This is a genomic window from Hydrogenobacter sp. T-2 (genome assembly GCF_033971325.1).
In the GTDB taxonomy this organism is placed as follows: domain Bacteria; phylum Aquificota; class Aquificia; order Aquificales; family Aquificaceae; genus Pampinifervens; species Pampinifervens diazotrophicum.
This window is the reverse complement of sequence record NZ_CP117180.1, coordinates 200576-220083: the sequence shown is the minus strand read 5'-3', so window position 1 is coordinate 220083 and position 19508 is coordinate 200576. Positions and strand designations below refer to the sequence as shown.

16 protein-coding genes and 6 tRNA genes are annotated in these 19508 nt (G+C 45.6%); 4 read left to right on the top strand and 18 right to left on the bottom strand.

The annotated features are described in order from the left end of the window. Window positions 1-10: 10 nt before the first annotated feature. From rpoC to IAE16_RS01175, 18 genes are all read right to left on the bottom strand, one after another. Window positions 11-4708 carry a DNA-directed RNA polymerase subunit beta' gene (gene rpoC / locus IAE16_RS01260; protein ID WP_323700889.1) on the bottom strand — a complete coding sequence of 1566 codons (4698 nt, stop codon included), beginning with the start codon at window positions 4706-4708 and terminating at the stop codon, window positions 11-13. Then, on the bottom strand, window positions 4708-9111 hold the full coding sequence (rpoB, locus tag IAE16_RS01255; protein ID WP_323700888.1) for a DNA-directed RNA polymerase subunit beta: 4404 nt from the start codon (window positions 9109-9111) through the stop codon (window positions 4708-4710). Before rpoB ends, rpoC begins: the two co-directional genes overlap by 1 nt. A 130-nt stretch (window positions 9112-9241) precedes the next feature. After that, a complete protein-coding gene (gene rplL / locus IAE16_RS01250; protein WP_323700887.1) occupies window positions 9242-9631 on the bottom strand; it encodes a 50S ribosomal protein L7/L12 in 390 nt (129 codons plus the stop codon). Between the two features lie 15 nt (window positions 9632-9646). After that, on the bottom strand, window positions 9647-10180 hold the full coding sequence (gene rplJ, locus IAE16_RS01245) for a 50S ribosomal protein L10 (RefSeq protein ID WP_323700886.1): 534 nt from the start codon (window positions 10178-10180) through the stop codon (window positions 9647-9649). Between the two features lie 10 nt (window positions 10181-10190). Continuing rightward, window positions 10191-10607 carry a coiled-coil domain-containing protein gene (locus IAE16_RS01240; RefSeq protein WP_323700885.1) on the bottom strand — a complete coding sequence of 139 codons (417 nt, stop codon included), beginning with the start codon at window positions 10605-10607 and terminating at the stop codon, window positions 10191-10193. Then, window positions 10604-11329 (bottom strand): 50S ribosomal protein L1, encoded by a 726-nt coding sequence (rplA, locus tag IAE16_RS01235; protein WP_323700884.1) that lies wholly within the window; start codon window positions 11327-11329, stop codon window positions 10604-10606. Before rplA ends, IAE16_RS01240 begins: the two co-directional genes overlap by 4 nt. Window positions 11330-11333: 4 nt before the next feature. Continuing rightward, window positions 11334-11768: a 50S ribosomal protein L11 gene (gene rplK / locus IAE16_RS01230; protein ID WP_323700883.1), complete on the bottom strand. Its 435-nt coding sequence runs from the start codon at window positions 11766-11768 to the stop codon at window positions 11334-11336. Further along, window positions 11765-12379 carry a hypothetical protein gene (locus tag IAE16_RS01225; RefSeq protein ID WP_323700882.1) on the bottom strand — a complete coding sequence of 205 codons (615 nt, stop codon included), beginning with the start codon at window positions 12377-12379 and terminating at the stop codon, window positions 11765-11767. Before IAE16_RS01225 ends, rplK begins: the two co-directional genes overlap by 4 nt. Further along, window positions 12376-13101, bottom strand: a complete 726-nt coding sequence (gene nusG, locus IAE16_RS01220; protein WP_323700881.1) for a transcription termination/antitermination protein NusG — start codon at window positions 13099-13101, stop codon at window positions 12376-12378. Before nusG ends, IAE16_RS01225 begins: the two co-directional genes overlap by 4 nt. Window positions 13102-13103: 2 nt before the next feature. Next, a complete protein-coding gene (gene secE / locus IAE16_RS01215) occupies window positions 13104-13295 on the bottom strand; it encodes a preprotein translocase subunit SecE (protein WP_323700880.1) in 192 nt (63 codons plus the stop codon). 11 nt (window positions 13296-13306) lie between these two features. Then, window positions 13307-13379, bottom strand: a tRNA-Trp gene (locus IAE16_RS01210). Then, the gene (gene rpmG / locus IAE16_RS01205) at window positions 13379-13537 is read right to left on the bottom strand and encodes a 50S ribosomal protein L33 (RefSeq protein ID WP_323700879.1); all 159 of its coding nucleotides are present in this window, start codon (window positions 13535-13537) and stop codon (window positions 13379-13381) included. The genes IAE16_RS01210 and rpmG overlap by 1 nt, the downstream gene beginning before the upstream one ends. A gap of 10 nt (window positions 13538-13547) precedes the next feature. Further along, window positions 13548-14765: an elongation factor Tu gene (gene tuf, locus IAE16_RS01200; RefSeq protein WP_323700878.1), complete on the bottom strand. Its 1218-nt coding sequence runs from the start codon at window positions 14763-14765 to the stop codon at window positions 13548-13550. Window positions 14766-14783: 18 nt separating this feature from the next. After that, window positions 14784-14856: transfer RNA gene (locus tag IAE16_RS01195), tRNA-Thr, on the bottom strand. A 16-nt stretch (window positions 14857-14872) separates the two neighbouring features. Further along, a tRNA-Gly gene (locus IAE16_RS01190) sits at window positions 14873-14944 on the bottom strand. After that, window positions 14945-15031: transfer RNA gene (locus IAE16_RS01185), tRNA-Tyr, on the bottom strand. Window positions 15032-15041: 10 nt separating this feature from the next. Further along, window positions 15042-15113 (bottom strand) — tRNA-Thr (locus tag IAE16_RS01180). A gap of 58 nt (window positions 15114-15171) precedes the next feature. Next, window positions 15172-15244 (bottom strand) — tRNA-Val (locus IAE16_RS01175). A gap of 52 nt (window positions 15245-15296) precedes the next feature. On the opposite strand from IAE16_RS01175, the gene mnmL reads away from it, so the two are divergent. From mnmL to IAE16_RS01155, 4 genes are read left to right on the top strand one after another with little or no spacing between them, the layout of a single operon-like run. Beyond that, a complete protein-coding gene (mnmL, locus tag IAE16_RS01170) occupies window positions 15297-16250 on the top strand; it encodes a tRNA modification radical SAM protein MnmL/YtqA (RefSeq protein WP_323700877.1) in 954 nt (317 codons plus the stop codon). Beyond that, entirely contained in the window at window positions 16247-17443 is a 1197-nt protein-coding gene (locus IAE16_RS01165) for a cation diffusion facilitator family transporter (protein WP_323700876.1), read from the top strand. Before mnmL ends, IAE16_RS01165 begins: the two co-directional genes overlap by 4 nt. Next, window positions 17385-18659, top strand: a complete 1275-nt coding sequence (locus tag IAE16_RS01160) for a dihydroorotase (RefSeq protein WP_323700875.1) — start codon at window positions 17385-17387, stop codon at window positions 18657-18659. The genes IAE16_RS01165 and IAE16_RS01160 overlap by 59 nt, the downstream gene beginning before the upstream one ends. Then, window positions 18652-19506, top strand: coding sequence for a prephenate dehydrogenase (locus IAE16_RS01155; RefSeq protein WP_323700874.1), 855 nt, complete (start codon window positions 18652-18654; stop codon window positions 19504-19506). Before IAE16_RS01160 ends, IAE16_RS01155 begins: the two co-directional genes overlap by 8 nt. Window positions 19507-19508 lie beyond the last annotated feature (2 nt).

Genomic DNA, 19508 nt, shown 5'->3' with positions numbered 1-19508 from the left:
AAGCTGAATATTATAACACATCTTTGAGAACTTTTGCCTTCTCTTCTTCAATCACCTCTACCTCCGCATACTCCCACAAACCAGTTCCTGCAGGTATGAGATTACCTATTATCACATTTTCCTTTATACCTCTGAGGTCATCCACCTTACCTTCGCAGGATGCGTCGGTTAGCACCTTTGTGGTCTCCTGGAAGGAGGCAGAGGATATCCAGCTTCTTGAAGTTAGTGCAGCCTTTGATATGCCTACAAGTATAGGCTCTGCCTTTGGTATTTTGCCACCTTCTGCTTTTATCCTTTCCACTTCTTGCTGTAGCTCTTCTAATTCTACCTCTTCGTTTACTAAGAACCTGCTGTCTCCTGGGTCTACTATGCGTCTGCGCCTAAGCATCTGACGGATCATTATCTCAAAGTGCTTGTCGTTTATATCCACGCCTTGCAATCTATAGACCATTTGAACCTCTTTAAGCAGGAACTTTTGAAGCTCTTCCACGCCCTTTATTTTGAGTATCTCTTCTGGCACGGGTGTGCCGTCAGTGAGAGGGTCTCCTGCGTTTACCATATCACCGTTCTTTACAAGTAGGTGTTTGCCCTTAGGCACAAAGTATTCCTTTTGCAGACCTGTCTCTTTATTGTATACCACAACCCTGTAGCCTCTTCCCTTTATCCTAACTTGCCCTTCTACTTCCGCCTTTACGCGGTCTGTTATCTCAGCTCCCTTCTGCACGAACTGTCCGTGGCTCACAAGGATGTATTCGTCTTTCTTTATATCATACTTTCTGGTTTCTCCAGTCCTTGGGTTAAAGACTATCACCTCGTCCGCATCCTCAAATATCCTTACAATACCATCAATCTCTGTAAGTATTGCTGGGTTTTTGGGTCTTCTTGCCTCAAATAGTTCTTCAACCCTTGGAAGACCTCCTACGATATCACGGACCTTTGCCATTTCCTTTGGAATGCGTGCGAGCACATCTCCGGGCTGAACTATGTATTCTTTAACCACATAATACTTATGCTGTATTTCCGTGCCTTCGGACTCGCTGCAGGTAGGACACACCATCCACTCAAAGCTCACCCTCTCCGCTGGCACGTTTAGTATGGAGTTTACAGGAAGGTCATAGGAGACCTCTCTTCCATCCTCTGTATGAACTACTATTTTTGGAGTGTGAAGCATAGCGTCTTTGGGTCTTGTAAAGGAGACAATGGTGGAGGTCTTGCCAGTAAGTGGGTCTCTCTCTTCTTTTACCGTTATGTCAAGGGCTATGTCCTTGAACTCAACACTTCCTGCTTCCTCCGCTATGATGAAGGTGTTGAAAGGATCCCACTCCGCCAGAAGGTTATTCTCTGAAACCTCTTTTCCTTCCTCCACGAGTATGCTCGCCCCATAAGGCACCGCATGACGCTCCACCATCCTACCCTCTGCGTCAAGTATTCCAATAGCTCCGTCCTTGGAGATGTTTATCTTTCTGCCTTCCCTGTTGGTGATAAGTTTTATGTTGTAGTATTTGACAGTTCCCTGCTTTTCATTAAAGAGCTCACCCTTTACCCTCTCCGCCACCGCAGCACCGCCTATGTGGAAGGTTCTCATGGTGAGCTGGGTTCCTGGCTCTCCTATAGACTGTGCTGCAATTATTCCCACAGCCTCTCCTACGTCCACCAACTTCCTCTGAGAAAGGTCCCATCCATAGCACATGGCACATATACCATGCTGAGATTCGCAGGTAAGAGGAGACCTAACCATTACCCTTTCTATACCCGCATGCACTATCTTGTCTGCAAGTTCCTCATCCACTATCTGATTTCTCTTGGCAATAACTTCTCCCGTGTATGGGTCTGCTACATCCTCTGCAAGGGTTCTTCCTATTATCCTGTCCTTGAGAGAGACCTTTTCTTCACCACCCTCTACTATAGCTTCCATGACAATGCCTCTGTGGGTTCCACAGTCCCTTTCCACTATGGTTATATCCTGTGCCACATCCACAAGCCTTCTGGTGAGGTATCCTGCAAAGGCGGTCTTTAGGGCGGTATCCGCAAGACCTTTTCTTGCACCATAGGTGGAAATGAAATACTCAAGCACAGAAAGACCTTCTCTGAAATTGGACACAATAGGCGTTTCTATGAACTCTCCCGTATGCTTTGCCATAAGACCTCTCATAGCAGCGAGCTGTCTTATCTGGTCTCTGTTTCCACGGGCTCCAGAGTTTGCCATCATGTATATGGGGTTGAAAATGCCCGTGTAGACCTTTTCTCCCTCCTTTCTCGTGCTCTTTTCTATCTCCTCAAACATAGCCTTTGAGACCTTGTCCGTTATCTCAGACCAAAGGTCAATTATCCTGTTATAACGCTCCTTTGCGGTTATTATACCCCTTCTGTGTAATTCCGCTATCTCGTCAGTTTGTTCAAAAGCCTTTGCAAGAACTTCTTTCTTTACCTTTGGAATCTGCAAATCCTCTATGCCTATAGATACCGCAGCCCTTGTGGCTATGTTAAATCCCAGCTCTTTGAGCTCATCAAGAAATTTTGCAGTTCTTTCCATTCCATATTTGTTGTAGATGTTAGCTATTAACTTGGAGACCTTTTTCTTGTCTAAGGGTTCATTTACAAAGGGATGACCCTCTGGCAGTATGCTGTTAAAGAGGACTCTACCAGGGGTTGTTTCTATAAGTTTTCCATCTTCAAGCCTGAATTTTATTCGTGCATGCATATCAACCCTTTTATTCTCAAGAGCAAGAAGGATATCTTCCTTGCTGAAAAAGAGCTTGCCCTCACCCTTTACACCGGAGACTTCTTGGGTCATGTAGTAAACGCCTAATATCATATCCTGAGAAGGCATGGTAATAGGCTTACCGTGTGCTGGTGAGAGGATATTTTGGGTAGAGAGCATGAGTATGTAAGCCTCAAGCTGTGCGGTTATGCCAAGGGGCACGTGCACTGCCATCTGGTCTCCGTCAAAGTCCGCGTTAAAGGGTGGACAAACAAGAGGATGTAGCTGTATGGCTTTGCCATCCACAAGCACTGGCTCAAAAGCCTGAATAGACATCCTGTGCAGTGTTGGTGCGCGGTTAAGAAGCACAGGATGCTGTTTTACTACTTCCTCGAGGCACTCCCACACTTCTGGAGTTTTCTGCTCTACAAGCTTTTTAGCGTTCTTTATGGAAGTAGCATAGCCTTTCTCTTCAAGCCTTCTATAAACAAAGGGCTTAAAGAGCTCAAGAGCCATAATCCTTGGAAGACCACATTGGTGCATCTTAAGTTCAGGACCTACCACTATAACGCTACGACCCGAATAGTCCACCCTTTTACCAAGTAAGTTTTGCCTAAAGCGTCCCTGTTTACCCCTAAGGTAGTCTGAGAGAGACTTGAGGGCTCTTCCGTTTTGGGTCACCACCCTTCCGCGTTTTCCATTGTCAATAAGGGCAGAGACCACCTCTTGGAGCATCCTCTTCTCGTTTCTTATGATTATCTCCGGTGCATCTAACTCTATAAGTCTTTTTAGCCTGTTGTTACGGTTTATTATCCTTCTATAGAGGTCATTGAGGTCTGAGGTTGCAAATCTTCCACCATCAAGGGCAACAAGGGGCCTTAGCTCTGGTGGAAGAACAGGAAGAACCTCCAATATCATCCATTCGGGTTTGTTTCCGCTCTTTATGAAGTCTTCCACAAGCTTTAGGACTCTTAGCACCTTTTTGACCTTTGATTCTGAAACCTCTTTAAGAACCGCATTGCGTATATCACCCTTTATCTTCTCAAAAACTGGTAGGTCTTTCTTTTTCTGGCGAGCCCTTTCATAATAAGATTGGATGACTTCCTTTCCTGTCATAAAGCTCTCAAGGGATTCCTCTGAAAGCTCTCCTGTGTCTGTATTGAGATAAAGCTCGCCACATATAATTCCGTGTAGCACCTGCTCAAGGGTTGCACCCTCTGGGACTTTTATGTCAATACCGTATAGCCTAAAATCTTCCGCAAGAACTCTAACCATACGCTCATAGAGCTTTCTGTATTTGTTGTATAGCTCCTCGGAAAGGTCCTCATAACCCAAGCTATAAGGTCTTATCTCTTCTCTGAGCTTCTTGGCGTAGGTTTCAAGGTCAAGAGAGGAAAGCACTTTCTTTATTATCTCCGCACCCATACCCCCTTCATACTTATGCTCCAAGCTGGTTGCAAACTCTGCGTTGTAGGTATCCTCGTCCACCACGTGTAGCTTTACAAACCTCGTATTACCCATATCGTCTTTGAGGGGGAGGGTGTCTTCTTGCTGAGCAAAGGATTTTTCTTCCTCCTCGTTCATGGGATACTCTATAACCAAATAGGACTCAAAGTATATGACTCTTTCCACATCTCTAACAGAAAGACTCAAAAGCGTGGCTATCTTTGAGGGCGTACTTTTAAGAAACCAAATATGGGCTACAGGAGCTGCGAGCTCTATATGTCCAAACCTTTTGCGTCTTACATAAGACCTTGTAACTTCCACACCACACCTGTCACATATGGTCCCCTCAAAACGCTTGCCTCTGTATTTTCCACAAAGACATTCGTAATCCTTTATGGGACCGAAGATCTTAGCACAGAAAAGACCATCCTTTTCAGGTTTGTGGGTTCTGTAGTTTATGGTTTCTGGTTTTTTTACCTCCCCATAACTCCAGTTTTTTATCTCCTCTGGAGAGGCAAGCATGAGCTTTATTCTTTCAAAGGGTAAAAGACCTTTTCTCATCACTGCTCCTCCTCAACTTCTATCTGGTCGCAGGGCATTACCGCCCCGTTTTCACATCTTACATCAAGTCCCAAAGCCTTTAGCTCACGCACAAGAACCCTGAAAGATTCTGGCACTCCAGGCTGATAGATGTATTTACCCTTGACTATGGACTCGTAGACCTTTGTCCTTCCCTCTATGTCGTCAGACTTGACGGTAAGCATCTCCTGAAGGGTGTGTGCAGCACCATGAGCCTCCAGAGCCCAAACTTCCATTTCTCCAAGCCTTTGACCTCCGAACTGGGCTCTTCCACCGAGAGGCTGTTGAGTAACTAGAGAGTAAGGACCTGTGCTTCTTGCGTGTATCTTGTCGTCTACCATGTGTATGAGTTTGAGCATATGCATGTATCCTACGGTGACTCTCATATCAAAGGGCTCGCCTGTTCTTCCATCGTAAAGGACTGTTTTGCCATCCTCTGGAAGCCCTGCCATCCTGAGAAGTTCTTTTATATGCTTTTCACTTGCACCTTCAAAGGCTGAGGTTGCCATTGGCACGCCTCTCTCTGCATAAAGGTCAATAACCTCCTCAAAGCTCTCTTCGTCAAGGTTTTGCAGAAAATCTTCCACGTGCTTTTGGTTTTGACCCTTCACATCACCCACCGCATAGACCTTCTTGAGAAAGTCTATAAGCTCCTGTCTTTCCGCTCCTTCTTCTATAAGCTCCCTAAGCCTTTTGCCGAGCTCTCTAGAAGCCCAGCCAAGGTGTGTTTCTAATATCTGTCCCACGTTCATACGAGAAGGCACACCAAGTGGATTTAGCACTATGTCCACAGGAGTTCCATCCTCAAGGAAAGGCATATCCTCCACAGGAAGCACAACCGATATAACACCCTTGTTTCCATGACGACCTGCCATCTTGTCTCCCACCTTTATCTTTCTCTTCTGGGCTATGTATACCTTTACAAGGGTTGTAATGCCAGCCGGAAGCTCACTCCTTTTGCCTATGGACTCTATCTTATCTTCGTAGACCTTTGAGACCATATCTACTTGGAATCGCGTTCTTTCTCTTAGCTCATTTATCTTTTTGCATAGCTCTTCATCCTCAAAGAGGTTTTCTGGCTTGGTTATTATGTAATTGAGCAGTGCCTCAAAAACTTGCTCGTCTACTACTGTGCCCGCCTTATATACCTTTTTCTTAACAGTTATCTCCTTATCTAACTTCCTGCCAAGCACCAAAGCCTTTACCATTCTGTTCCTACCTTCAACGATGAGGCTTTTTTTCTTTTCCAGCTCCCTTTCCAGCTCTTCCCTTTCGGTCCTTTCCACATGCTCCGCAAGGTAGTTTCTTCTCTCTCCAGTTTTTCTTACAAATACCTTTACATCCACCACTACACCTTCCACACCCGGAGGACACCTAAGCGAGGAATCTTTAACATCCCTGGACTTTTCACCAAATATTGCCTGAAGGAGCTTTTCTTCAGGTGTGAGCTGGGCTTCGCCCTTGGGAGTTACCTTGCCAACAAGTATATCCCCAGGCTTTACGTAGGTTCCCACCTTTACTATGCCAAACTCGTCAAGATGGGAAAGGAGCCTTTCTGGAACACCCGGTATCTGACGGGTTATCTCCTCATTACCTATCTTTGTCTCCCTTGCCTCTACCTCAAGCTCCTCTATGTGTATAGAAGTATACACATCTTCTTTGACAAGCCTTTCTGAAATGACAATGGCGTCCTCAAAGTTATAACCTCTCCATGGCATGAAGGCAACTAGCACATCCTTACCAAGGGCTAACTCTCCTCTGAATGTGGACTGACCGTCCGCCAGTAGCTCGCCTACCTTTACCCTTTGACCTTTGACCACGAGAGGTCTCTGGTTTACGCATGTGTTCTGGTTTGTCCGTTCAAACTTCTTAAGCTCATAAATGTCTATGCCGATGTCTGTGGGGTCTGCAAAGTTTATCTCTTCTGGGTTAACCCTTATTATTATCCTCTTGGAATCCACCTCTTCCACCATACCGCCTCTTTTTGCCACTACCACCGCACCACTGTCAAAGGCAACCTTCTTCTCCATGCCAGTGCCTATGAGAGGAGAGGAGGTAAACATGAGAGGGACTGCCTGCCTTTGCATGTTAGAACCCATAAGAGCCCTGTTAGCATCGTCATGCTCAAGGAAGGGTATGAGAGATGCGGACACGGATATAACTTGTCTTGGAGAGACATCCATATAGTGAACTTGCTCTGGCTTTACTATCTGTATGTCATTCTTGTATCGCACATAGACCCTGTCACTAAGGATTCTACCCTCCTCATCGGTTGGAGTATACTGAGCTATAACAAAGTTTTCCTCCTCATAAGCGGCGAGATGCTCAACCTTGTCACTAACCTTTCCATTCTCCACTTTCCTGTAGGGAGTGACGATGAAACCATACTCGTTAGTTTGAGCGTATACGGTTAGAGAGGTTACAAGACCTATGTTCTGACCCTCTGGCGTCTCAATGGGACATATCCTTCCGTAGTGAGAGGGGTGCACGTCCCTTATTTCAAACTTGGCACTCTCTCTTGTTAGACCGCCTGGTCCAAGGGCAGAGAGCCTCCTCTTGTGAGTAAGAGCGGAAAGTGGGTTTGTATTGTCAAGATACTGAGAGAGCATACCACCCTTTAAAAACTCATAGAGGGAGCTAGTTAGATATCTGGGGTTTATAAGGTCTTGAGGCTTTAAGTTAGGGTCTTCTGGGTTTGCCACAGTACACCTGTCTCTGAAAAACTTCTCCATTCTGGCTATACCAATCCTTGCCTGATTCTCTAAAAGCTCACCCACCGCCCTTATTCTTCTGTTGCCAAGGTAAGCTATATCGTCTTTTTTCTCCCTTCCGTATCTGAGGTTTATGAGATACTTTATGGTGTTTACAAGGTCAAGGGCACTGAGGAACCTTGCTTGACCTTCTGTGTAGTCCTTCACCTTTACGCTGTCTTTTATCTTAAAGACTTCAGAAAGCACTTCCTCTGTTATCAAAGTTCCAACCTTAAAACTACCCACATCTTCTGCTAGGGCAAGGGATGGAAGGCTTGATAATCTCTCAAAGTCTGCAGGTTTTAGCTCCTTTGGCACTCTGTGAACCTTTGCGTTGAGCTTTACCCTTCCCACCTTAGAAAGGTCATACCGGGTAAGGTCCTTAAAGTATAGGTCAAAATGAGACCTTGCCCTGCTTATAAGATGTTCAAGCTCCATCACCATAGGCTCTACTGCTCTGAGCTTTTTGTATATATCCACAAGGGCAAAGTCTCTAAGGGTGAACTTTGCAGGTATCTTGAGAGGGCTTTTTTTGTCCTGATCCTTTGGAGAGGTCTCCGCCACAAGGGTTTCTATAAGTATCTTACCGTATGGACTCTTTACCGCACTCTCCTTGGGAACTGCAGATATAAGGTCTATCTTTATCCTCTCGTCTTTCAAGAGTCTTTCAAGCTGCTCAAGGTCTTCAAGGAACCTCTCTTCGAGCATTTCCTCTTCCACGCCTTTATCTTCCAGCTTTGCCTTGTAGCGAAGGACTGCAAAGAGATAAAAACCTTCTAAGTCTTCCACCTTATACTCTTCGCCTGTATCTCTGTCAAATATCACTCCCTTCTGCACAAAAAAGGCCCTCGCATCTGGATAGAAGGGTTTAAGTATATCGTAGGCGGTCTCAAGACCAAGAGCCCTAAGCACAAAGGTTCCACCCACCTTTCGCCTATCTATCCTTGAGGAGAGTATATCAGTAGTGCTTGAAAGCTCAAACTCAACTCTGGGTCCTTTGTCTGGTATAATACTTGCTCTATAAATCATACGGATTATAGTGGTTTCCTTTTGACGCTCCTCCTTTTCCTCAAAAAAGACACCTGGAGAGCGAATAAGCTGACTCACCACTATTCTTTCACTGCCGTTTATGATAAAAGAACCAGTCTTGGTCATCATAGGCACTTCGCCAAAGTAGACCTTTTTAGGCTCTCCCACCCTTTCACCCTTTTTGGTCTTAGTTCTTAGCCTTACCATAACCCTAAGAGGTAGAGAGTAGGTAAAGCCCTTTATCCTGCATTCCTCTTCTGTATACTTTTCCTTATGCACCAGTAAGGTCCCACATTTTGGACAGTATACGCCATAACCACCCAAAAAGCTTTGGTCTGTATAAGCCTTATACCCACACCTATTGCATTCCCAATCTCCTATCTCGTAGCCTAAGTATTCAAGGGTTATCTTCTCGTCTGGGTCCTTAAAGGGGAAGGATGTGGAGAATACATACTCAAGACCCTTTTGCTCCCTTTGAGAGGGTGTGGTATAAAACTGTAGAAAAGACTCAAAGGACTCCTTTGGAAGGAAAAGAAGGTTTGGCGGACTGACAAGCTCTTCCCTTCTACCAAAGAACTTTCTTGGTAAGGGCATATTTTTTCTCATCTCTCAACCCTCTAAGATAGGATAAACCTATAATTATACATGATTATGCGTAGATTGTCAATAAAAACAAAATACCCCCTGTATCCACAGGGGGTGAGCAATGTAAAGCTCTCCCATAAGAGAACCAAGTTCACTTTATCTCTACTTCCGCACCAGCCTCCTTGAGCTTCGCGGCTATCTTCTCCGCCTCTTCCTTTGGAACACCCTCTTTGACAGGCTTTGGAGCACCTTCCACAAGGTCCTTTGCCTCTTTGAGACCAAGTCCGGTGAGCTCCCTTACCACCTTTATCACGTTTATCTTGTTAGCTCCAGCGGACTTGAGGATAACATCGAACTCTGTCTTTTCCTCAGCGGCAGGTGCTCCAGCGGCAGGTGCTCCAGCTGCAGCCACAGGTGCTGCAGCTACCATAGCCGCGGACACGCCAAACTTCTCCTCGAGCTTTTTAACAAGCTCTGCCACCTCAAGCAGTGTCATACTGCCTATGGCTTCAACGATTTCGTCGATGGTAAGTGTTGCCATGTCTATACCTCCTTCTTAAGATTTCTTTTCTTCTATAGCTTTAAGTGTAAGCACAAGTTTTTGAGGTGCGGACTTGAGAGCCATAACCAGAGCATATATAGGTGCCTGAATGGCTCCCATGAGCTTGGAGATAAGCACCTCTTTGGGCGGAAGTTCCGCAAGAGCCTGCACCTCTACAGGCTTTAAAAACCTTCCCTGCATGTATGCACCCTTTATCCTCCCAAGGGGCTTTTCCTTATCAAGCTCTTTCATAAATTCAAAGAGGATTTTTGCAACCTTAACAGGGTCGCCATACGCGAAGGCAAAGGCAGTGGGACCAGTAAGGACTTCCCTATGGTCTGCCACAACCGTGTTCATAAAGGCTCTGTAAAAAAGGGTATTTTTACCCACAAGCATCTCTCCCTCTGCATCCTTTAAGTCCGCTCTGAGCTTTGTAACAGCCTGAGCGTCAATGCCAGTAAAGTCAAAAAAGACCACAAGGTTTGACCTTTGTATTCTCTCAGCGTATGAGCTTATTAGCTTACCCTTCTCTTCCCAGCTTCTTCTCATTTTTTACCTCCTACATTAAGTTCATATGCTTGAGCAGTCTTGCTACCTTTTCGTCTTCCTTCGCAAGCTCACGAAGAGTTTCTATGAGCTTTTGGACCTTTTCCTTGTTCTCAAGTATGTCCTTCTCCATAGATTTTACCTTGTCCTCAAAGGGTCTTATCATAGTTCTCCTATCCCATAAAGCAAAACCTATTGTAACTGCGGTTATGGCAGAAAAAATACCCGCAAGCATCCAAAGGAAGTTCATAAGGTCATCTATCCTTTTGTTCACATCCTCTATCCTTTTGTTTGTATCCTCTATCCTCTTGTTTAGTTGTTCCAAAGTGGCTTTTATCTCCGCTATATCCTTGATTATTTGCCTTTCTTCTTGAGGAGTAAAGGCAAAAGAAAAGCACACTAATAGCAGAGGCACGAGCACTTTTATCATGCTACAAGCTCCTGAAGTCTCTTGAGAGTGGTAGACACATCCAGCTTTACCGATGGGCCCATAGTTAGAGAAAGGGCTATCCCCTTCACATACTGACCCTTTGCACCTGGGGGCTTTGCCTTCACAACTGCGTCTATGGCGGTGTATATGTTTTGAAGTAGCTTTTGCTCCTCAAAGGATATCTTACCCACGGGCATATGCAGGTTTCCTGTTTTGTCAACCCTGAACTCAACTCTTCCCTTTTTGGCTTCTTCTATAGCCTGCCTTAGGTTTGTGGTAACCGTTCCGGTTTTAGGATTTGGCATAAGACCCTTTGGACCCAGTATCTTACCAAGCTTTGCCACCTTAGGCATTATCTCGGGAGTAGCTATGACCACGTCGTAGTCCACCCACTCTTCTTTGGCTATCTTGTTTATGAGGTCTTCGCCACCCACATAGTCCGCACCTGCGTCCTTTGCTATCTTTTGATATTCACCCTCTGCAAGCACCAACACCTTTAGCTCCCTGCCAAGACCATGAGGTAATACCACCGAACCTCTTACCATCTGGTCTGCATACTTGGGGTCAACTCCGAGCCTCATGGCAAGCTCCACCGTCTGGTCAAACTTGGGACCACAACCTGCATGGAGCTTTCTAAGAACTTCTACTGCTCCTTCTACTGTGTAAAAGGCATCCTTGTCATAAAGCTCAAGACACTTTTGATATCTCTTTCCTCTCTTCATGGCTTTACTCCTTCCATCCTTCTACTTCTATACCCATACTTCTTGCAGTTCCCACCACCTGCCTCATGGCAGCCTTGAGGTCTCTTGTGTTCATATCCTTTAGTTTAAGTTTTGCAATCTCTTCCACCTGCTGTAGGCTTACCTTGCCCACCTTTTGCTTTTTGGGGTCGGAAGAACCACTTTTGAGGTTTGCTGCCTTCTTTAGGAGATAAGAAACAGGTGGAGTCTTAAGTATAAAACTAAAGCTCCTATCTTGGTAAATGGTTATAACCACAGGCACTACAGTCCCAGGTTCAAAATCCTTACTGGCGGCGTTAAACTGCTTTACAAACTCCATTATGTTAACACCATGCTGACCCAAGGCAGGACCCACCGGTGGTGCAGGTGTTGCCTGCTGGGCAGGTAGCATAAGCTCAACCTTTGCGGTTACCTTCTTCATCCTCTTTCCTCCTTTCTTCTTTCCACAAAGAGGGTAAGTAGCATATTCATAAGAGTGTCAAGTCTTTGGTTTATATGCCTGAGCTCAGCTCTTGTCTCTTCTTGATACTTTTCCTGCCTGTCTTCCATCCTATTAAGACGTTCTGTAAATTCATCTCTGAATGTCTTTATGTGTCCAAGTAGTTCTTCTTTGTCTTTTTCCTGCCTGTCTTCCATCCTATTAAGACGTTCTGTAAATTCATCTCTGAGTGCCTTTATGTGTCCAAGTAGTTCTTCTTTATCCCTTTCCTGCCTCTCTTCTATCTTATTGAAACGCTCCGTGAATTCATCTCTGAATGTCTTTATGTGTCCAAGTAGTTCTTCTTTGTCTTTTTCCTGCCTGTCTTCCATCCTATTAAGACGTTCTGTAAATTCATCTCTAAGTGCCTTTATGTGCCCAAGCAGTTCCTCTTTATCCCTTTCCTGCCTGTCTTCTAACCTTTTTATGTATCCGAGCAGTTCCTGTTTGTCCTTTTCCTGTTTTTCCAGTATGGCGGCAGTTCTTTCATCTACTATGTTGTATATAAGTTCAAGAGTCACCTTTTTAATTGCACCACTTAGCCATTCTCTCATAACTTCTCCACCTGAGAATAATCTAACTCAACGGGCGTAAGCCTTCCAAAAATGCTTACCAAAACAACCACCTTTTCCTTCTCTGCATGCACCTCTTCCACCGTGCCAGTAAAGTTCATAAAAGGACCCTCTATAACCCTAACTTGGTCACCCTTTTCAAAGAGAATTCTCACAGGCTTTACACCCTTCTTCACAAAGGCAACTATCCTCTCCACTTCCTTCTCATCAAGAGGTGCAACCCTTCCACCCACTAACACAGGTTTATAAACGTGAGGCGTCTTTTCTATGGCACGCATAAGCGCATCGTTCATGATCGCCTTTATAAGGAGGTAACCAGGAAACATCTTTGATTCAAGAATAATCTTTGCCTCTGTCTTGTTTTCTTTACAGGTTATCTTCTGACCAGGCTTTGATATGGGAGGTGCTTCTATGCATACATCACCCTCCACACTCTCTATTACCCTTACCTCTCCGTTCTCTATCCTAAAGGTAGTAACACCCTTTTTACCAAGCACGCTTATATCTCTGTTGTTGCCACGCAGAGACAGTCTATACTTTTCCTTCCCCATGGTCTTTATGACCACCTTTTCCTCCGCAGGAACGATAACATCCTCTACCTGCCCAAGCAGTCCCTCAAGCTCAAGGACTTTTAGCAGGTTTTCCCTTGCGGTAGCCTCCTTTCCTGCCTCTACCTGCAATGCATACCACTTAAAGTCATCCATCTTTAGCCCCTCAAAGAAAGCAGAAAGTGTATAAGCCTGGTAAACACAAGGTCAAAGACCCACAGGCTTATACCAAACGCCAAAGAAAATATTATAACACTAATCGTCGCCTTTACCACCAGATTTCTCTTTGGCCAAGAAACTTTGTCAAGCTCCTTTCTTACGCTCTTTATAAACTCCTTTAGCTTTTCCATCTTTCTTCCTACGGGGCGCGGAGGACTCGAACCCCCAACCGCGGGATTTGGAGTCCCGCGCTCTGCCAATTGAGCTAGCGCCCCTATTTGACCTCTCTATGAAGTGTGTGCTTTTTGCACCACTTGCAGTATTTCTTGAGCTCCATCCTTTGAGGATGCTTTTGCTTGTTCTTTGTTATGGAGTAGTTCCTTCTTTTGCACTCAGTGCACGCAAGCACCACCACTTCTCTAACCGCCGCCATCTTTTACACCTCACTCAATGATTTTTGTGACCACACCAGCACCAACAGTCCTTCCACCTTCCCTTATGGCAAACCTAAGCTGTTCTTCCATAGCCACTGGCTTGACAAGCTCCACCTCTATCTCCACATTGTCACCAGGCATCACCATCTCTTGACCCTCTGGCAGTTTCACCACCGTCCCCGTCACATCCGCAGTCCTGAAGTAAAACTGTGGCCTGTAGTTCACGAAAAAGGGCGTGTGCCTTCCACCCTCTTCCTTGCTTAGCACATACACCTGTGCCCTAAACTTCCTATGAGGCTTTACTGTCCCAGGCTTTGCCAATACTTGTCCCCTCTCCACATCGTCCTTGCCTACTCCTCTTAGCAATACTCCCACATTGTCTCCTGGTAGTGCCTCGTCAAGTATCTTCCTAAACATCTCTATGGAGGTTGCCACTGTCTTTAGTGGCTCTTCCCTTAATCCTACTATCTCCACTTCCTCTCCAGGCTTTAGCACGCCTCTTTCTACCCTTCCTGTCACAACTGTTCCACGTCCTGAAATGGTAAACACATCCTCTATGGGCATCAGGAAAGGTTTGTCCACTTCTCTTTGTGGTGTGGGTATATACTGGTCAAGGGCTTCCATTAACTGCACTATGGCGTTGCACCACTGGTCTGGCTTGCCTGCGTCTAACTCTTGCAATGCTCCAAGGGCTGAACCTCTTATCACTGGCACATCATCTCCTGGAAACTCATACTTGGATAGTAGCTCTCTTACTTCAAGTTCCACAAGGTCTAAAAGCTCTGGGTCATCTACCATATCGCATTTGTTCATGAAAACCACTATGTATGGCACGTTAACCTGTCTTGCCAAGAGCACGTGTTCTCTTGTTTGTGGCATTGGACCGTCTGCTGCAGAGACCACAAGGATAGCACCGTCCATTTGTGCTGCACCTGTTATCATGTTCTTTATGTAGTCTGCGTGTCCTGGGCAGTCTACGTGTGCGTAGTGTCTTTTGGGTGTCTCGTATTCTACGTGTGTGATGTTTATGGTTATGCCTCTTTCTTTTTCTTCTGGTGCTTTGTCAATCTCTTCGTATCTCATGCACTTGGCTTTACCGCCTTGCATTACTCCTGCACCAAGAACGCAGGTTATGGCGGATGTGAGCGTGGACTTGCCGTGGTCTACGTGTCCTATGGTGCCTACGTTAACGTGTTCCTTTTCTCTTACAAACTTCTCTTTTGCCATTCCTTTACCTCCTGTTTAAGCCCAGGACCGGACTTGAACCGGCGACCTCACCCTTACCAAGGGTGTGCTCTGCCTACTGAGCTACCTGGGCGAGTTTTTAATAAAAAAGCGGGCGATGGGACTCGAACCCACGGCCTGCTGCTTGGAAGGCAGCTGCTCTACCACTGAGCTACGCCCGCTGGTGGAGGGGGCAGGATTCGAACCTGCGTAGGGCGGAGCCCGGGGGATTTACAGTCCCCTGCCTTTGACCGCTCGGCCACCCCTCCTAAGCCTCAGAGCTGGCGGTGGGGGTCGAACCCACGCCCGCGGGATTACAAATCCCGCGCTCTGCCACTGAGCTACGCCAGCTTAAAGGCAATATTAAATCATATCACCTTTTAGGCTTTTAGTCAAGAAGTATAAAAAATAGGCACGGGCGGACTTGAACCGCCGACCTCCTCCTTGTAAGGGAGGCGCTCTGCCAACTGAGCTACGCGCCTTAAGTTTATATATTATAGCACAATTTTAAGAAAGGGACTTATAATTTATCCCATGGGCTTTGTGCAATCAGTAAGCACGCAAAGACTTTACTATTCTTTAAAGGACTATCTAAAGGAAAAGTATGGCAGGCGAGTGCAAAAGATAACCGTTGCACTACCCTTTACCTGTCCTAACATAGATGGCACAAAGGCAAGGGGTGGATGCACCTACTGTTTTTCTGGCACAAGACCCGCACACCTTGAGCCATACATTCCTCTGCGTCAACAGATAGAGGAGGGCATAAGAAGGGCAAAAAACCGATACGGTGAAAGGCTCTACTTTTTCATATACTACCAGTCCTACTCTAATACTTACGGAGAGTATGAATACCTCAAGTCTGTCTATGATACCGCTCTTGAATTTGAAGAGGTGGTAGGCATAGATATTGGGACTCGTCCAGACTGTGTTCCAGAGTGGGTGCTTGAGCTTCTTGAGAGCTATTCAAGGAAGGGTCTTGAGGTCTGGGTAGAGTATGGACTGCAGAGTGCTAACTTCAAAACCCTAAGGTTTATAAACAGGGCTCATGGAGTTTCTGACTTTGTGGATGCGGTGCTAAGGACAAAGAGAAGAGACCTAAAGGTTTGTGCTCACATAATTTTGGGACTGCCTTACGAAGACCAAGAAGACATGCTTGAAACGGGCAAGCTCATAGCAAGTTTGCCAGTGGATGGTATAAAGATTCATCCTCTACATATAATAAAAAACACAAAGATGGCGGAGCAGTATCTAAGGAGTGAGTTTGAGGTGCTTAGCCTCCAGGAGTATGCAAAAAGGGTGGTAGACATCTTGGAAATACTGCCACCCAATATGGTTATTCACAGGCTCACTGGAGAAGTAGAACCAGAAAGGCTAATAGCACCAGATTATTGCACCTATGCTAAGAAGCAAGAGGTTGTAAAAGCCATAGAAGAAGAGCTTGTAAGACGAGGAAGCTATCAAGGCTGTAAGCAACCCTTTAACCGATGAAGAAGCATCACTGGGCTCTGATATCTCTTTCTGTTAACTTGCTTCAAGCACTTCTTAAGTTCATAGCGGGGATTTTGACAGGAAGCCTGTCTATGGTTGGAGAGGCGGTTCATTCTCTTTCCGACTCTTTTGCCTCTGTGGTAGCCTTTATTACCATAAAGCTCTCCGACAAAAAAACTAAGAGGTTTCCATATGGTCTATACAAGCTGGAAAACATAGGCTCTATAGTCATAGCCTTCTTCCTGCTTTTGACCGCCTATGAGATGATAAGGAGGGCTATAAGCAAAGAGGTGGTAATAAAGGAAGAGTATCTTGGCTTTGGTCTTGGTGTGGTGGTCTTTTCTCTCCTTAGCTCTCTGACCCTTTCCTTTCTTGAAAGAAGGGCGGGCAAAAGGCTCAACTCTCCTACCCTTATAGCGGACTCTTACCATACTCTCACCGATGCCTTTGGCTCTTCCTTGGTGCTTATGAGCCTTTTGGGAGTTTACATGGGCTATCAGCTTGACAGATACTTTGCCTTTGGTGTTGCCTTGCTTATAAGCTATACCGCCTTTAGCATACTCTGGAAGGAGGTATCGGTGCTCTTGGATGTGTCTGCGGATGAAAAGACCCTTGACAGAATAAGGCAGGTGCTTCTCTCTTTTCCAGAGGTCAAGGAGATAAAGGGTCTTTTTGTGAGAAGTTCTGGTGGAAAGCTCTTTGCGGACCTGGTGATTGCAGTGGAGGGTAGAGACTTTATAAGAATGCATCAGCTCGTTGACCTGATAGAGCAGAGGCTAAAGGAAGAGATAAGGGAGCTTGATATGGTCTTCATACACTATGAGCCCGTGGATGGTGAAGACCTAAGAGTAGGTGTGCTTGTAGATGAAAAGGGAGATATAAGCCAAAAGTTTGAAAGGGCAAGGGAGCTTCTTATTTTTGGTAGCTCTCCAGAGAGGATAAGGGACCTGCCAAAGGACGAAGTGGGTATATCTGGGCTTATATGCGATAAGGGTTTACTATTGGTCATCTGCGGGCATCACCCAGAATCCTCAAAGGCGAAGGGAATTCTAAGCCAAAGGGGCGTATTTGTCTGGGAAACAGAGGAGAAAAACCCCTACAAAGCTCTCAAAGAGGTGGTTTATAATTTATGCAATGTCAAAGATTCTCATAAAGAAGGTCAGGCTCATAGACCCCTCTCAAAACCTCGATAGCACAAAGGACCTTCTCATAGAAAAGGGAAAGATAAAAGCCATAGGCGATGACCTATTTGAGCTTGAAGCTCAGCTTATAGAAGGTCAGGGTCTTATTGCTTGTCCTTCTTTTGTAGACCTGCATGTGCATCTTAGAGACCCAGGTCAAGAATACAAGGAAAACTTGGAAAGCGGTATGAAATGTGCAGTTGCTGGAGGTTTTACCACCCTTGTATGCATGCCAAACACCAAGCCAGCCATAGACTCGCCAGAGACCGCACAGTATATAGTTAGAAAGGCAGAAGACATAGGTCTTTGTAGAGTTTTACCCTCTGGTGCTATAACTAAGGGAAGAAAGGGGCAAGAGCTTGTAGACTTTTATGCCTTAAAAGAGGCTGGGTGCGTTGCCTTTACAGATGATGGTGCTCCTCTTATGGATTCAAGGCTAATGGAGAAGGCTTTAAAGCTCACCGCCCAGATTGGCTCTTTTATAATGAACCATTGCGAGGATGACAGGATTGCCAATGGGCATATAAATGAAGGTTATGTGAGCTCTTTGCTTGGTATAGCCTCAAGACCTGCAGGTGCGGAAGACCTTTTGGTGGCGAGGGACTGCATACTTGCCTACCACACGGGCGGGCACATCCATATACAGCATCTTAGCTCCTCCTTGAGCGTGGAGATAATAAGGTTTTTCAAAGAAAAGGGGGCAAGGATAACCTGCGAGGTAAACCCCTACCATCTTCTCTTTACAGAAGAAGAAATTCTCAGGTCTTACTCCAATGCAAAGGTAAACCCACCACTAAGAGGTCAGGAACATTGCAAGGCTCTACTGGAGGCACTCAAAGAGGGAACAATAGACTGCATAGCTACAGACCATGCACCTCATGCAATTTGGGAAAAGGGACAGATAGAAAAGGCTATGCCTGGCATGATAGGATTGCAGACCGCTTTGCCAATGATGCTCCAGCTTGTAAGAGAAGGGCATATAAGCCTCTCAAGGATGGTGGAGTTAATGTCTTGCAAACCCGCAAGAATACTCGGTCTTACAGACTGTGGAAGCCTAAGGGAGGGCTCAAAAGCCAACTTGGTGCTCTTTGACCCAGAAAAGGAGTGGGTTCTCAATGAAGAGACAAACCTCTCAAAGTCCAAAAACACACCCCTCTGGGGTAAAAGGCTAAAAGGGAAGGTTCTTTATACTATCTTTGAAGGCAGGATAGTTTACAAGGATGTTTAAGAGGGTAGCGGTAGTAGGTGTGGGCTTTATGGGAGGTTCTTTTGCTCTTGCTTGTAGGGAAGCGATAGGTTGTGAAGTCTTTGGGATAGATATAAATCCTCAAGCGGTAGAGAAGGGCAAGCAACTGGGTGTTATTCAAGAGGGCTCAACTGACCTAAAAAGCGTAAGACTCTTTGAGCCAGACTTGGTGATGTTGGCAACGCCTGTGAGGACCTTTCTTCCAATAGCAGAGGTTATAAAAGACCATATAAGCAAGGAGTGTGTGGTTTCCGACCTTGGCTCGGTAAAGGGAAGGCTTGTTTACAGGTTGGAAGAAATACTTGGCGAAAGGTTCGTGGGAGGACATCCTATAGCGGGCACAGAGAAGGCAGGAGTGGAAAACTCTCTAAAAGACCTCTTTAGAGGAAAGCGGTTTATCCTCACACCTACAGAAAAAACTCACAGGGAAGCAAAGGAAAAGATAAAAGACCTGTGGACTAAAATAGGCTCTTTGGTTGAAGAAATGGACCCATACGTGCATGACTTTGTTTTTGGGGTGGTTTCTCACCTGCCTCATGCGGTAGCCTTTGCCCTGATGGATGCGGTAGATAGGCTAAGCAAAGAGATAGACCTCTTTAGATACCCTGGCGGTGGCTTTAGGGACTTTACTCGTATAGCTGGCTCTGACCCAGTTATGTGGAGGGATATTTTCTTGGAAAACTCCCAAGAGGTGGTCAAAGCTATAGAGGTGTTTATGTCTTCTTTGCAAAGACTAAGGGAAGCCATAAGGGAAGGGAAAGAAGAGGAGCTCACTGAATATCTTCGCAAAGCGAGTGCAAAAAGAAGGTCTTTGGAGTTAAATCCATGAAA

What these genes read in the sequence shown, in the direction of transcription:
- rplL (WP_323700887.1), bottom strand. Translation starts at nt 9,631, where the DNA reads ATGGCAACACTTACCATCGACGAAATCGTTGAAGCCATAGGCAGTATG.
- rpmG (WP_323700879.1), bottom strand. Translation starts at nt 13,537, where the DNA reads ATGGCGGCGGTTAGAGAAGTGGTGGTGCTTGCGTGCACTGAGTGCAAA.
- IAE16_RS01160 (WP_323700875.1), top strand. Translation starts at nt 17,385, where the DNA reads ATGTCAAAGATTCTCATAAAGAAGGTCAGGCTCATAGACCCCTCTCAA.
- IAE16_RS01155 (WP_323700874.1), top strand. Translation starts at nt 18,652, where the DNA reads ATGTTTAAGAGGGTAGCGGTAGTAGGTGTGGGCTTTATGGGAGGTTCT.
- rplJ (WP_323700886.1), bottom strand. Translation starts at nt 10,180, where the DNA reads ATGAGAAGAAGCTGGGAAGAGAAGGGTAAGCTAATAAGCTCATACGCT.
- rplK (WP_323700883.1), bottom strand. Translation starts at nt 11,768, where the DNA reads ATGAAGAAGGTAACCGCAAAGGTTGAGCTTATGCTACCTGCCCAGCAG.
- nusG (WP_323700881.1), bottom strand. Translation starts at nt 13,101, where the DNA reads ATGGATGACTTTAAGTGGTATGCATTGCAGGTAGAGGCAGGAAAGGAG.
- rplA (WP_323700884.1), bottom strand. Translation starts at nt 11,329, where the DNA reads ATGAAGAGAGGAAAGAGATATCAAAAGTGTCTTGAGCTTTATGACAAG.
- IAE16_RS01225 (WP_323700882.1), bottom strand. Translation starts at nt 12,379, where the DNA reads ATGAGAGAATGGCTAAGTGGTGCAATTAAAAAGGTGACTCTTGAACTT.
- secE (WP_323700880.1), bottom strand. Translation starts at nt 13,295, where the DNA reads ATGGAAAAGCTAAAGGAGTTTATAAAGAGCGTAAGAAAGGAGCTTGAC.
- IAE16_RS01165 (WP_323700876.1), top strand. Translation starts at nt 16,247, where the DNA reads ATGAAGAAGCATCACTGGGCTCTGATATCTCTTTCTGTTAACTTGCTT.
- tuf (WP_323700878.1), bottom strand. Translation starts at nt 14,765, where the DNA reads ATGGCAAAAGAGAAGTTTGTAAGAGAAAAGGAACACGTTAACGTAGGC.
- rpoB (WP_323700888.1), bottom strand. Translation starts at nt 9,111, where the DNA reads ATGAGAAAAAATATGCCCTTACCAAGAAAGTTCTTTGGTAGAAGGGAA.
- IAE16_RS01240 (WP_323700885.1), bottom strand. Translation starts at nt 10,607, where the DNA reads ATGATAAAAGTGCTCGTGCCTCTGCTATTAGTGTGCTTTTCTTTTGCC.
- rpoC (WP_323700889.1), bottom strand. Translation starts at nt 4,708, where the DNA reads ATGAGAAAAGGTCTTTTACCCTTTGAAAGAATAAAGCTCATGCTTGCC.
- mnmL (WP_323700877.1), top strand. Translation starts at nt 15,297, where the DNA reads ATGGGCTTTGTGCAATCAGTAAGCACGCAAAGACTTTACTATTCTTTA.